The organism is Nonomuraea sp. CA-218870 (genome assembly GCF_050936535.1).
Lineage (GTDB): Bacteria > Actinomycetota > Actinomycetes > Streptosporangiales > Streptosporangiaceae > Nonomuraea > Nonomuraea corallina.
This window is the reverse complement of sequence record NZ_JBNJMN010000001.1, coordinates 397,300-409,137: the sequence shown is the minus strand read 5'-3', so window position 1 is coordinate 409,137 and position 11,838 is coordinate 397,300. Positions and strand designations below refer to the sequence as shown.

Sequence of the window (11,838 nt, the reverse complement as noted above, 5' to 3'; positions counted from 1 at the left end):
GGCCCGTCTCCGACCTGCTGTGGATCTCGCCCGCGATGGCGCTTCTTCGCGGGCTTGACGAGAAGCACGTACGGTGGTGTGTATGCAGGTGATCGACTGGGATCTGGCCGTCTCGACCGGCACGCGCCTGGTGCGCCCCGGTCCTCAAGTAACTCGCGAGGAGGCCAGACAGGCCGTCGCCGAGCTCCGTACGCTGTCGCGTGAGGCCGAAGGGCACGTGCGGGAGTTCACCAAGATCGATGCCGAGACCGCGCCGGAGGCGGCGACCATCGTCGACCGGCCCGGGTGGATCAGGGCCAACGTGGAGGGCTTCCGCGTCGTCCTGGAGCCGCTGACCCAGAAAATCGCCGGCGGCGCCAACCCGCCTCCGGCGATCGTGAGCGCCGTGGGGTCGCGGATCACCGGCGTCGAGGTCGGCGCCGTGCTCGCCTTCCTGGCGTCCCGGGTGCTGGGCCAGTACGAGCTGTTCCTTCCGCCGGACCCGACGGGCCGCGAGGCCACCGGCCGGCTCACGCTCGTCGCCCCCAACATCGTGCACGCCGAGCGCGAGATGAACGTCAACCCGCACGACTTCCGCCTGTGGGTGTGCCTGCACGAGGAGACCCACCGGGTGCAGTTCACCGGGGTGTCCTGGCTGCGCGAGTACGTGCGCTCGCAGATGACCGACTTCCTCCTGGCCTCCGACCTCGACCTGCCGACGCTGGTGGAGCGCCTGCGCAACGCCGCGGACACCATCCAGGACGTCGTCAAGGGTGGCGAGGGCAACCTCATCGACGTGATCCAGTCGCCGCAGCAGAAGGAGATGCTCGACCGGCTCACGGCCGTCATGACCCTCGTCGAGGGCCACGGCGACTTCGTGATGGACGCGGTTGGGCCCTCGGTGGTGCCGTCGGTGGCCGAGATCCGGGGCAAGTTCGCCCAGCGCCGAGAGGGCGGCTCCAAGCTCGACCGGACGATCCGCCGCCTGCTGGGCATCGACCTGAAGATGAAGCAGTACGCGGAGGGCTCGGCGTTCGTCCGCCGCGTGGTGGAGAAGGCCGGCATGGACGGCTTCAACCGGGTGTGGACCTCGCCCAACACGCTGCCGACCCCGGCGGAGATCTCCGACCCGGACGCCTGGGTGCGCCGCGTGATCGGCACCCCGGCCCTGCCGAGCTGAGCCGCGCCCCCCGTTCACCGGGAGAATGGGGGGTGTGGGACCGCACCCTGCCGTAGCCGACGTGCGCCGCGCCGTGCGCGCGGCGCTGGCGGACCTCGAGGGCGGGCCGGTGCTCGCCGCCTGCAGCGGCGGCGCCGACTCGCTCGCGCTGGCCGCCGCGCTCGCCTTCGTCGCCCCGCGCGCCGGGCTGCGCGCCGGGCTGCTCACCGTCGACCACCGGCTGCAGGAGGGCTCGGACGTACGGGCCCGCCGGGTCGCGGCGCTGGCCGGGGAGCTGGGGCTGGAGTCCGGCGAGGTGCTGACCGTCACGGTGGGCACGGCCGGCGGGCCCGAGGCCGCGGCCAGGGAGGCCCGCTACCGCGCGCTCGGCGAGGCGGCCGCGCGGGCCGGCGCCGCCGCCGTGCTGCTCGGTCACACCCGCGACGACCAGGCCGAGACCGTGCTGCTCGGGCTGGCCAGGGGAAGCGGCCCGAGGTCGCTGGCCGGGATGGCGCCGGTGAGCGGGCTCTACCGCCGTCCGTTCCTCGACCTCCCGCGCCGCACCACCGTCGCGGCCTGCGCCGCTCTCGGGCTGAGCCCGTGGGACGACCCGCACAACGACGACCCCCGCTACACCCGGGTCCGGGTGCGCTCGCGGGTGCTCCCGGTCCTGGAGAAGGAGCTCGGGCCGGGGGTGGCCGAGGCGCTCGCGCGTACGGCCGGGCTCGCCAGGGAGGACGCCGACGCGCTGGACGAGTGGGCGGAAAGGGCCTACCGGGATTGCGCTCTAAGCGATATTTCCGGACGGGTCACCCTCCCTGTCGAGGCTCTGGAGCCCCTTCCCGGCGCCGTACGGCGGCGGGTGCTGCGCCGCGCGGCGATCGCCGCCGGAGCGCCGTCCGGCGCGCTGTCGGCCACGCACGTGCGCGCCGTGGAGCGCCTCGTCACGGCCTGGCGGGGGCAGAAGGCGGTGGACCTGCCCGGGGGTCTGACCGCCGTCCGGCGGTATGGCACCCTGATACTCGCCATCAGACCCATCGCGTAAGGAACCATCAGGTGGACGCTGCCGACATGGGCCGGGACCTCGAGAAAGTCCTCATCTCCGAGGACGACCTCCAGGCCAAGATCAAGGAGCTGGCAGGGCGGATCGACGAGGACTACGCGGGCAAGGACCTGCTGCTCGTCGGCGTGCTCAAGGGCGCCGTCATGGTGATGGCCGACCTGGCCAGGGCCCTGCACGTGCCGGTGCAGATGGACTGGATGGCCGTGTCGTCCTACGGCGCGGGGACCAAGTCGTCGGGTGTCGTGCGGGTGCTCAAGGACCTCGACACCGACATCATGAACCGCCACGTGCTGATCGTGGAGGACATCATCGACTCCGGCCTGACCCTCCACTGGCTGCTGGAGAACCTCAAGTCGCGCAACCCCGCCTCCCTGGAGATCTGCGCCGCCCTGCGCAAGCCCGACGCCGTCAAGGTGCCCATCGACGTCCGCTATGTCGGTTTCGATATCCCCAACGAGTTCGTCATCGGGTACGGGCTCGACTACGCCGAGCGATACCGCAACCTTCCCTTCATCGGCACCCTCGCGCCCCACGTGTACACCTGACGATCGGGCCGATGCCGCGAACCACCGGGAACCGCCGGGAACACGGCGGACCCTGACGTACGTTGGTAGGGCAAGACCGGTTGTAGCGGGCGGTCCCTCCGTGCGCTTCACCGGTGTACCTTCTGACGACGGGAGGGTGACCATGCGTCCCCTTCGGGTAGTCAGAAGTCGCGGCGTCGGGATGCCGCGGCCCCGGGTTCTACCCGGGGTTCCAGGCCATGGTCAGGGAAGGGACGGGCCCGCCAGGGGTTCCGCATCGGATGGATCTCAAGCGATTTACACGTGGGCCACTGCTGTGGATCCTGGGCATCGTCGTGCTGCTCCTGCTCGTCACCCAATTGTGGAGCGGCGGGGGCAACTTCAAGCAGGCCGACACGTCCACGGTCCTCGAGCAGATTCGCACCGGCAACGTCAGCAACGCCAAGATCATTGACAAGGATCAGCGGATCGAGCTGACGCTCAAGAACCCGATCGAGGTCAGGGCCGGCGACCAGCCCACCAAGATGATCCAGTCCGACTGGGTCACGGGTTACGGCGCCAAGCTGACCGACGACCTGCAGGCGCAGGTCCAGGCCGGCAGGACCGACAGCTTCACCACCGAGGTGCCGCAGGAGAACATCCTGGTGAGCATCCTGGTGAGCTTCCTGCCGATCGTCATCATCGTGCTGCTCTTCCTGTTCATCATGAACCAGATGCAGGGCGGCGGCAGCCGGGTGATGAACTTCGGCAAGTCCAAGGCCAAGCTGATCACCAAGGACACTCCCAAGACCACCTTCGCCGACGTCGCGGGCGCCGACGAGGCCATCGAGGAACTCCACGAGATCAAGGACTTCCTGCAGGCCCCGGCCAAGTTCCAGGCGATCGGCGCCAAGATCCCCAAGGGCGTCCTGCTCTACGGCCCGCCCGGCACCGGCAAGACCCTGCTCGCCCGCGCGGTCGCGGGTGAGGCGGGCGTGCCGTTCTACTCGATCTCCGGCTCCGACTTCGTCGAGATGTTCGTCGGCGTCGGTGCCTCCCGGGTGCGCGACCTGTTCGAGCAGGCCAAGGCCAACGCCCCGGCGATCATCTTCATCGACGAGATCGACGCCGTCGGCCGCCATCGCGGCGCCGGCCTGGGCGGCGGTCACGACGAGCGCGAGCAGACGCTCAACCAGCTGCTGGTCGAGATGGACGGCTTCGACGTCAAGGGCGGCGTGATCCTCATCGCCGCGACCAACCGGCCCGACATCCTGGACCCGGCCCTGCTGCGTCCCGGCCGCTTCGACCGCCAGGTCACCGTCGACCGTCCCGACCTGGAGGGCCGCAAGGGCATCCTCAAGGTCCACGGCCGCGGCAAGCCGTTCGCGCCCGACGTCGACCTCGACGTCATCGCGCGCCGGACCCCGGGGTTCACCGGCGCCGACCTGGCCAACGTGATCAACGAGGCCGCGCTGCTCACCGCGCGCGCCGACGAGAAGCTGATCACGATGGACATGCTGGAGGAGTCGATCGACCGCGTGATGGCCGGGCCTGAGCGCAAGACCCGCGTCATGTCCGACAAGGAAAAGAAGATGATCGCCTACCACGAGGGCGGTCACGCGCTGGTGGCGCACGCGCTGCCGAACTCCGACCCGGTCCACAAGATCACGATCTTGTCCCGGGGCCGGGCGCTCGGCTACACGATGACGCTGCCGATGGAGGACAAGTTCCTGGCCACCCGGTCGGAGATGATGGACCAGCTCGCGATGCTGCTGGGCGGCCGCGCGGCGGAGGAGCTCGTCTTCCACGAGCCCACCACCGGCGCCTCCAACGACATCGAGAAGGCCACGGCCGTCGCCCGCCGCATGGTGACCGAGTACGGCATGAGCGAGGCTCTGGGCGCCCGCAAGTTCGGCTCCGGCCAGGCCGAGGTGTTCCTCGGCCGTGAGATGGGCCACGAGCGCGACTACTCCGAGAAGATCGCCTCCACGATCGACGAGGAGGTCCGCCGGATGATCGAGACGGCGCACGACCAGGCGTGGGACATCCTGGTCGAGTACCGCGACGTGCTCGACAACCTGGTGCTGGAGCTCATGGAGAAGGAGACCCTCTCCCGCGAGCAGGTGCTGCAGATCTTCGCCCCGGTGGTCGTCAAGGAGCACCGCCCGTCCTACGCCGGCTACGGCAAGCGGCTCCCGTCCGACCGGCCGCCCATCCTGACGCCCAAGGAGCAGTCCGGCAACGGCGCTCTCGGCCAGGGGCACCAGGGCGCGCTGCCCTCCGGAGACACTGCGTGAAAGCGCACGACGTTGATTTCGGACGGATCGAGAAGGCCGTCCGCGAGATCCTCTACGCCATCGGCGAGGATCCCGACCGCGACGGCCTTCTCGAGACGCCCGCCCGGGTGGCCCGCGCCTACGCGGAGCAGTTCTCCGGCCTCGGGCTCACCCCCGAGGACGTCCTCAACAAGGTCTTCGACGTCGACCACGACGAGATGATCCTGGTCAAGGACATCGAGGTCTACTCGACCTGCGAACACCACCTGGTCCCGTTCTACGGCCTGGCGCACGTCGGCTACATCCCCAACCAGCACGGCCAGGTCACCGGCCTGTCCAAGCTGGCCAGGCTGGTCGACGTCTACGCGCGCCGGCCGCAGGTGCAGGAGCGGATGACCTCGCAGATCGCCGACGGCATCATGCGGGTGCTGGAGCCGCGCGGCGTGATCGTGGTGGTCGAGGCCGAGCACCTCTGCATGACCATGCGGGGGGTACGCAAGCCCGGCGCGAAGACGGTCACCTCGGCCGTCCGCGGCGACTTCCGTACCAGCGACAAGACGCGCGCCGAGGCGATGGCGCTGATCCTGGGGCGCTGACGGCTGGCGGGCGGGATCGGCGCGCCGCGAGCGCGAAAGGGTCGCAAACGCGAAAGGATCGTTATCCGCATCGGGGCACCCGCGATATCGCCGGGAATGGGCGAGCGCCTAGGCTTGGGCACATGACGAGAGTGCCGGGGCTCAAGGACGCCGACAGGTGCCTCGTCATGGGTGTCGTCAACGTCACCCCTGACTCGTTCTCCGACGGCGGGCTCTGGTTCGACGAGGCGGCGGCGATCCGCCACGGGTTCGAGCTGGTGGCCCAGGGCGCCGACATCGTCGACGTGGGAGGCGAGTCCACCCGGCCGGGCGCCGCGAGGGTGCCGCTCGACGAGGAGCTGGCCCGGGTGGTCCCGGTGATCAGGGCGCTGGCGGCGGAGGGCGTGCAGGTCAGCGTCGACACGATGCGCGCCGAGGTGGCCAGGGCCGCGGTCGAGGCGGGGGCGCTGCTGGTCAACGACGTGAGCGGCGGCCTGGCCGACCCCCAGATGCCCCGCGTGGTGGCCGCCGCGGGCGTGCCCTACGTGGTGATGCACTGGCGCGGGCACAGCCAGGACATGCAGAGCCGCGCCGTCTACCAGGACGTGGTGACCGAGGTCTGCGAGGAGCTGGCCAAACGGGTCGAGCTGGTGCTGGCCGAAGGGGTCTCCCGCGAGCAGATCGTGCTCGACCCCGGGCTCGGCTTCGCCAAGAACGCCACCCACAACTGGGCGCTGCTGGCCGCCCTCCCGCGCCTGGCCGAGCTGGGCTACCCGCTGCTGATCGGCGCCTCCCGCAAGAGGTTCCTGGGGCGGCTGCTCGCCGGCGCCGACGGCGCGCCCCGCCCGTTCGACCGCAACGACGACGCCACGCTCGCCGTCACGGCCCTGGCCGCCCGTGACGGCGCCTGGTGCGTACGAGTGCACACCGTAGGTCCGAATGCCGATGCCGTGCGCGTGGCAGCAGCATGGAAGAGAGCCGGAGCTGACACATGAGCGTCGACACCGCCGCGATCGAGACCGTCAACCAGGAGTTCTACACCGCGATCGAGGACGCCGACCTGGACCGGATGACCGAGATCTGGGCGGAGGACGCCCCCGACGGTCAGGTCACCTGCGTGCACCCGGGGTGGAGCCTGCTGGCGGGCCGGTCGGAGGTGCTGCGGTCGTGGGCGCTGATCATGGCGAACACGACCTACATCCAGTTCGTGCTCACCGACGTCAACACCACCGTGCTCGGCGACGTGGCGGTGCTGACCTGCGTGGAGAACATTCTGACGGCCGGCGAGGAGGGCGAGTCCAGCTTCGCCGCCGGCAAGGTGGTGGCGAGCAACGTCTACATCCGCACCCCGCAGGGCTGGCGGCTGTGGATGCACCACGGCTCGCCGGTGCTGCAGGGCGACGAGGACGAGGAGGAGGACGGCGAGCTTGAGCACTGACCGGATCGCGCTGCGGGGCCTGCGGGCCCGGGGGAGACACGGCGTGCTGGCGGCCGAGCGGGAGCTGGGCCAGGAGTTCGTCGTGGACGTCACGCTCTTCCTCGACACCGCGCCCGCGGCTGCCGGCGACGACCTGGGCAGGACCGTCGACTACGGAGAGCTGGCGCAGGCGCTGGTGAAGGTGGTCGAGGGCGAGCCCGTCGCCCTGATCGAGACGCTCGCCGAACGGCTGGCGGAGGTCTGCCTGGAGAGCGAGCTCGTCCAGGCCGCGGAGGTGAGCGTGCACAAACCCGCCGCGCCGATCCCGCTGCCGTTCGACGACGTGGTGGTGACCATCGAACGGAGGCGCCGATGAGGACCGTGCTCGCGCTCGGGAGCAACCTGGGCAGACGCTTCCAGACGCTGCAGGGCGCCGTCGACGCGCTGTTCGACGCGCCAGGGTTGGAGTTCGTGGCCGTCTCGCCGGTCTACGAGACCGACCCGGTGGGCGGGCCCGAGGGGCAGCGGACCTATCTGAACGCGGTGGTGGTGGCGGAGACCACGCTGGAGCCGCACACCCTGCTGGAGCGGGCGCAGAGCACCGAGGCCGCGTTCGGCCGGGTGCGCGAGGAGCGGTGGGGGCCGCGCACGCTCGACATCGACCTGATCGTGGTGGGTGACAACGTCGTCGACGACGCGGAGCTGACGCTGCCGCACCCTCGGGCTCACGAGCGGGCCTTCGTGCTGCTGCCGTGGCTGCAGGCCGATCCCGACGCCGAGCTGCCGGGCCGGGGCCGGGTGTCCGCCCTGCTGGCGGGGCTCGACCAGCGGGGCGTGCGGCTGCGCCCCGACGTGAAGCTGCAGAGGCCGGATTGAGGCCCACCCGCCCCGGCGTCCTGGTGGGGCTTCTCGTCGCGGTCGCGCTGCTGACTTGGCTGATCGTCAGCCAGGTCTACTCGGAGCTGCCGCTGGTCCCGTGGACCGCCGTCCCGACGGTGCTGCTGCTGGCCGTCGGCGAGGGCTACACCGGCTGGATGACCCGCGCCAGGATCGCCCGCAGGCCCGGCACGAAACCGGTGGAGCCGCTGGCGGTGGCACGGCTGGCGGCCCTGGGCAAGGCGTCCGCGTACGGCGGCGCGGTCTTCGCGGGCGTGTTCGGCGGCTTCGTCCTGCACACGGCGACCCTGCTGGACCGCGAGACGCCGCGGTCGGAGTTCTTCGTGGCGGGCGGCTCGCTGCTGGCCTGCGTGCTCCTCGTCTGCGCCGCGCTGTTCCTGGAGCACGCCTGCCGCATCCCCGGCGACCCGGAGGGCGACCGGCCCGAGTGAGGGGCCGTCACCTGTCGATGTCGCCCACCACGAAGAACATCGAGCCGAGGATGGCCACCATGTCGGACACCAGGTGGCCGGGCAGCATCTCGCACAGCACCTGGACGTTGCTGTAGGAGGCCGAGCGGAGCTTGAGCCGCCACGGTGTCTTGTCGCCCTTGGAGACCAGGTAGTAGCCGTTGATGCCGAGCGGGTTCTCCGTCCAGGCGTACGTGTGGCCCTCCGGCACCTTGAGCACCTTGGGCAGGCGCTGGTTGATGGGCCCGCGCGGCAGCGAGCGGAGCCGCTCGACGCACGCGTCGGCCAGGTCGAGCGAGACCTTGACCTGCTCCAGCAGCACCTCGAAGCGGGAGTGGCAGTCGCCGCCGGTCCGGGTGACGACCTCGACCGGGAGCTCGGGGTAGGCGAGATAGGGCTGGTCGCGGCGCAGGTCGAGGTCGACGCCCGAGGCTCGGGCGATCGGGCCGCTGACCCCGTACTGCATGATCTGCTCGCGGGTGAGCACGCCGACGCCTCTGGTGCGGGCGAGGAAGATCTCGTTGTGCAGGATGAGGTGCTCGATGTCGGGGATCTTCGCGCGGACGGCGGCGACGGTCTGCGACACCCGGTCGAGCCATCCGTACGGGAGGTCCTCCTTGAGGCCGCCGACGCGGTTGAACATGTAGTGCATGCGGCCGCCGGAGATCTCCTCCATCACGGCCTGGAGGCGCTCGCGCTCGTCGAAGGCGTAGAAGATCGGCGTCATGGCGCCCATCTCCAGGGGGTACGAGCCGAGGAACATCAGGTGGTTGAGCACCCGGTTGAGCTCGGCCAGCAGGGTGCGCGCCCAGACGGCGCGGACGGGCGGCTCCATGCCGAGCATGCGTTCGGCGGCGAGCACCACGCCCAGCTCGTTGGAGAAGGCCGACAGCCAGTCGTGACGGTTGGCCAGCATGATGATCTGCCGGTAGTCGCGCACCTCGAACAGCTTCTCGGCGCCGCGGTGCATGTAGCCGACGACCGGCTCGGCGGTGGCGATGCGCTCGCCGTCGAGCGTCAGGCGCAGGCGGAGCACGCCGTGCGTCGACGGGTGCTGGGGGCCGATGTTGAGGACCATGTCCTCGGTGGCCAGCTCCTTGGCCCCTGCGCCGATTCCCACCACGCGTTCCGTCATACGGCCATGCTCTCACCGTGGGCCCGGTCGAGGAACGGGTGCGCCGGGCCCGCCTCCGGCCTGGTCAAAGGAAGGGCAAAAAGGCGCTTCACCAGGCCCGCGTGGGGGAGGGTGGTCGGGAACGGGGGAAAAGACGATGAAGAAGATCAGCTTCGATGTCGCGGCCCTGATCGCCCGGGTGGTGATCGGCGTCGTCTTCGTGGCGCACGGGCTGCAGAAATGGACGCAGGGTCTGGCCGCCACCGGTGCCGGCTTCGCTGAGATCGGTGTGCCCCTGCCTCAGGCCGCGGCGGCGTACGCGACGATGGTCGAGATGATCGGCGGGGTGCTGCTGATCCTCGGCCTGGGAGTGCGGATCGTGGCGCTGCTGCTGCTGGTCGACATGGTCGGCGCGGTGCTGTTCGCGCACGCCCAGAACGGGCTGTTCGTGCAGGACGGCGGATGGGAGTTCGCGGCCACGCTCGGTGCGGCCTGCCTGCTGCTGCTGGCGACGGGAGGCGGGCGCGCCGGTCTCGACGGCGTCATCAACGCGTCGTTCAGGCGCCGCAGGACAGCCGCGCACGGCGAGGAAACCAGGGCGGACACCGGGGCGGGCACCGTGCCGGCGGCCACCACCGGCCATCCGGTGGCGGACGTCCCGCGCACGCGCCCGCCGGTCCAGGACGACACGCCCACCCGCCCCGTCGAGGGCGACAGGCGGGCGGGCGGCCTGGACGACCGCGACATGCGGGACGTCGACCGGTTGGTGTCCGACGAACCGGCCCAGCACAAGCCGCCCAAGCGGTAAAAGGGGGCCGATCGAGCGGCTGGTCAGCGGGAGACCAGCTCACGCAGGGCGCCGATCAGGCGGTCCACGTGCTCATCCGTCGTGCCGATGCCGATCGAGGCGCGCACGGCCGAGGCGGTGCCGTCCGCGCACCCTCCGTCCTGCGCGCCGAGCAGGTGGCGGACGAACGGGTGAGCGCAGAACTTGCCGTCGCGCACCCCGATGCCGTGCTCGGCGGAGAGCGTCTCGGCGACCTCACGCGCGGGGAGGCCGTCCACGGTGAAGGACACGATGCCGACGCGCGGGTGGTCCGGCCCCCACAGGGAGAGCTCCCGTACGCCCGCGATGCCGGCGATCCCGTCCCGCAGGCGCCTGATCAGCCGCTCCTCCTCGCGGACGAGCGCGGTCCAGCCGGTGGCGGTGAGCGCGTCGCACGCGGCGGCCAGCGCGATCGCGCCGAGCACGTTGGGGGTGCCGGCCTCGTGCCGGGGCTCGGGGTCGTCGTGCCAGTCCACGCCGTCCTCGCCGACCGCGCGTACCGCGCCGCCGCCCTTCAGGTACGGGTCGCCGCCGGCCAGCCAGTCACGCCTGCCTACCAGCACCCCGGCCCCGAACGGCGCGTACAGCTTGTGCCCGGAGAAGGCGACGTAGTCCAGGTCGAGCGCGGTCAGGTTGAGCGGGCGGTGGGGGACGAGCTGGGCGGCGTCCACCAGGACGCGGGCGCCGTGCCGGTGCGCGATGTGGGCCAGGGCGGCGACGGGCCACAGCTCGCCGGTGACGTTCGAGGCGGCGGTGACGACCAGGAGCTTGGGGCCGTCGATCCCGGTCAGCGCGTCGTCGGCGGCGCGCACGGCCTCGCCGGGGAAGGCGGGCGGCGCCAGCCGGACCACCCGCCGCCACGGCAGCAGTGAGGCGTGGTGCTCGGTGTCGAAGACGACCACGGTGGCGTCCTCGGGCAGGCAGCGGGCCAGCAGGTTGGTGGCGTCGGTGGTGTTGCGGGTGAAGACCACGGCGTCGTCGGGGCGGGCGCCGGTGAAGGCCCGTACGGTGTGGCGGGCCTGCTCGTAGCGGGCGGTGGTGAGCTGGGAGGCGTACCCCGCGCCGCGGTGCACGCTGGAGTAGGCCGGGAGCGCGGCGGCGACGGCGGCGCTGACCGGCTCCAGACAGGGGGCGCTGGCGGCGTAGTCGAGGTTGGCGTACCCGGTGAGCCTGCCGCCCTTGACCGGGACCCGCAGGTCGGCGCCGAGCACGGCGGGGATCTCCCGTGCCCGGCGGGGGGCGGGGCGCTCCTCGGGAGCGGTGGGGGCGGCGTCGAAGATCGTCAGGGTGGACACGGCAGGCCTCCTCAGGGGTCATCGGACCCCTGGAGCAACCACGGAGCCCGCGCTTGCCCGCCACTCCATGTGACGGACCAGGTCTTCACCCGGGGCACCCCGCCGCGGACGCGAGGGTTGCCGGCCAGCGAGCCGGGGCTTGGCGCTGGCACTCATGACCTACGTCCCGGACTATAACCGATGAATCAGCGGCATCGCGAACTTCTTCGGGGCCTTACTCGTTGCCCGATGGGTACGTCCCCTCAACCCCGAAAACCTCCGGTCCGAAACCCCGACTGGAAGACC

13 protein-coding genes and 1 riboswitch are annotated in these 11,838 nt (G+C 71.2%); of the genes, 11 read left to right on the top strand and 2 right to left on the bottom strand.

Annotated features, from left to right (window positions below):
• The first annotated feature begins 82 nt into the window (after positions 1-82).
• The 10 genes from ACQEUU_RS01945 (at position 83) to ACQEUU_RS01900 (ending at position 8,300) form a co-directional block, all read left to right on the top strand.
• Positions 83-1,159 (top strand): zinc-dependent metalloprotease, encoded by a 1,077-nt coding sequence (locus ACQEUU_RS01945; RefSeq protein WP_433059419.1) that lies wholly within the window; start codon positions 83-85, stop codon positions 1,157-1,159.
• A gap of 25 nt (positions 1,160-1,184) precedes the next feature.
• A complete protein-coding gene (gene tilS, locus ACQEUU_RS01940; protein ID WP_433059417.1) occupies positions 1,185-2,183 on the top strand; it encodes a tRNA lysidine(34) synthetase TilS in 999 nt (332 codons plus the stop codon).
• An 11-nt stretch (positions 2,184-2,194) separates the two neighbouring features.
• On the top strand, positions 2,195-2,746 hold the full coding sequence (gene hpt, locus ACQEUU_RS01935) for a hypoxanthine phosphoribosyltransferase (protein ID WP_433059414.1): 552 nt from the start codon (positions 2,195-2,197) through the stop codon (positions 2,744-2,746).
• Between the two features lie 260 nt (positions 2,747-3,006).
• Positions 3,007-5,001: an ATP-dependent zinc metalloprotease FtsH gene (ftsH, locus tag ACQEUU_RS01930; protein WP_433059411.1), complete on the top strand. Its 1,995-nt coding sequence runs from the start codon at positions 3,007-3,009 to the stop codon at positions 4,999-5,001.
• The gene (gene folE / locus ACQEUU_RS01925) at positions 4,998-5,576 is read left to right on the top strand and encodes a GTP cyclohydrolase I FolE (RefSeq protein ID WP_270157863.1); all 579 of its coding nucleotides are present in this window, start codon (positions 4,998-5,000) and stop codon (positions 5,574-5,576) included. The genes ftsH and folE overlap by 4 nt, the downstream gene beginning before the upstream one ends.
• 167 nt (positions 5,577-5,743) lie before the next feature.
• The gene (folP, locus tag ACQEUU_RS01920; protein ID WP_433071702.1) at positions 5,744-6,550 is read left to right on the top strand and encodes a dihydropteroate synthase; all 807 of its coding nucleotides are present in this window, start codon (positions 5,744-5,746) and stop codon (positions 6,548-6,550) included.
• Positions 6,547-6,993 carry a nuclear transport factor 2 family protein gene (locus tag ACQEUU_RS01915; protein WP_433059408.1) on the top strand — a complete coding sequence of 149 codons (447 nt, stop codon included), beginning with the start codon at positions 6,547-6,549 and terminating at the stop codon, positions 6,991-6,993. The genes folP and ACQEUU_RS01915 overlap by 4 nt, the downstream gene beginning before the upstream one ends.
• Entirely contained in the window at positions 6,983-7,348 is a 366-nt protein-coding gene (gene folB, locus ACQEUU_RS01910) for a dihydroneopterin aldolase (protein WP_433059406.1), read from the top strand. The genes ACQEUU_RS01915 and folB overlap by 11 nt, the downstream gene beginning before the upstream one ends.
• Positions 7,345-7,848: a 2-amino-4-hydroxy-6-hydroxymethyldihydropteridine diphosphokinase gene (gene folK / locus ACQEUU_RS01905; protein WP_433059403.1), complete on the top strand. Its 504-nt coding sequence runs from the start codon at positions 7,345-7,347 to the stop codon at positions 7,846-7,848. The genes folB and folK overlap by 4 nt, the downstream gene beginning before the upstream one ends.
• Positions 7,845-8,300 (top strand): DUF3180 domain-containing protein, encoded by a 456-nt coding sequence (locus ACQEUU_RS01900; protein ID WP_433059400.1) that lies wholly within the window; start codon positions 7,845-7,847, stop codon positions 8,298-8,300. Before folK ends, ACQEUU_RS01900 begins: the two co-directional genes overlap by 4 nt.
• 7 nt (positions 8,301-8,307) lie before the next feature.
• On the opposite strand, the gene ACQEUU_RS01895 is transcribed toward ACQEUU_RS01900, so the two are convergent.
• A complete protein-coding gene (locus ACQEUU_RS01895; protein ID WP_433059397.1) occupies positions 8,308-9,453 on the bottom strand; it encodes an NADH-quinone oxidoreductase subunit D in 1,146 nt (381 codons plus the stop codon).
• Positions 9,454-9,589: 136 nt separating this feature from the next.
• Between ACQEUU_RS01895 and ACQEUU_RS01890 the strand changes: the two genes are divergently transcribed.
• Positions 9,590-10,240: a DoxX family protein gene (locus ACQEUU_RS01890; protein WP_433059395.1), complete on the top strand. Its 651-nt coding sequence runs from the start codon at positions 9,590-9,592 to the stop codon at positions 10,238-10,240.
• Positions 10,241-10,263: 23 nt separating this feature from the next.
• On the opposite strand, the gene ACQEUU_RS01885 is transcribed toward ACQEUU_RS01890, so the two are convergent.
• Positions 10,264-11,553 (bottom strand): aminotransferase class V-fold PLP-dependent enzyme, encoded by a 1,290-nt coding sequence (locus ACQEUU_RS01885; RefSeq protein WP_433059392.1) that lies wholly within the window; start codon positions 11,551-11,553, stop codon positions 10,264-10,266.
• 44 nt (positions 11,554-11,597) lie between these two features.
• A riboswitch (SAM riboswitch) is annotated at positions 11,598-11,713 on the bottom strand.
• Positions 11,714-11,838 lie beyond the last annotated feature (125 nt).

Bases quoted from the DNA above. Each gene is read 5' to 3' on its own strand.
- ACQEUU_RS01945 (WP_433059419.1), top strand. From the start codon at position 83: ATGCAGGTGATCGACTGGGATCTGGCCGTCTCGACCGGCACGCGCCTG.
- tilS (WP_433059417.1), top strand. From the start codon at position 1,185: ATGGGGGGTGTGGGACCGCACCCTGCCGTAGCCGACGTGCGCCGCGCC.
- ftsH (WP_433059411.1), top strand. From the start codon at position 3,007: ATGGATCTCAAGCGATTTACACGTGGGCCACTGCTGTGGATCCTGGGC.
- folP (WP_433071702.1), top strand. From the start codon at position 5,744: ATGGGTGTCGTCAACGTCACCCCTGACTCGTTCTCCGACGGCGGGCTC.
- ACQEUU_RS01915 (WP_433059408.1), top strand. From the start codon at position 6,547: ATGAGCGTCGACACCGCCGCGATCGAGACCGTCAACCAGGAGTTCTAC.
- folK (WP_433059403.1), top strand. From the start codon at position 7,345: ATGAGGACCGTGCTCGCGCTCGGGAGCAACCTGGGCAGACGCTTCCAG.
- ACQEUU_RS01895 (WP_433059397.1), bottom strand. From the start codon at position 9,453: ATGACGGAACGCGTGGTGGGAATCGGCGCAGGGGCCAAGGAGCTGGCC.
- ACQEUU_RS01890 (WP_433059395.1), top strand. From the start codon at position 9,590: ATGAAGAAGATCAGCTTCGATGTCGCGGCCCTGATCGCCCGGGTGGTG.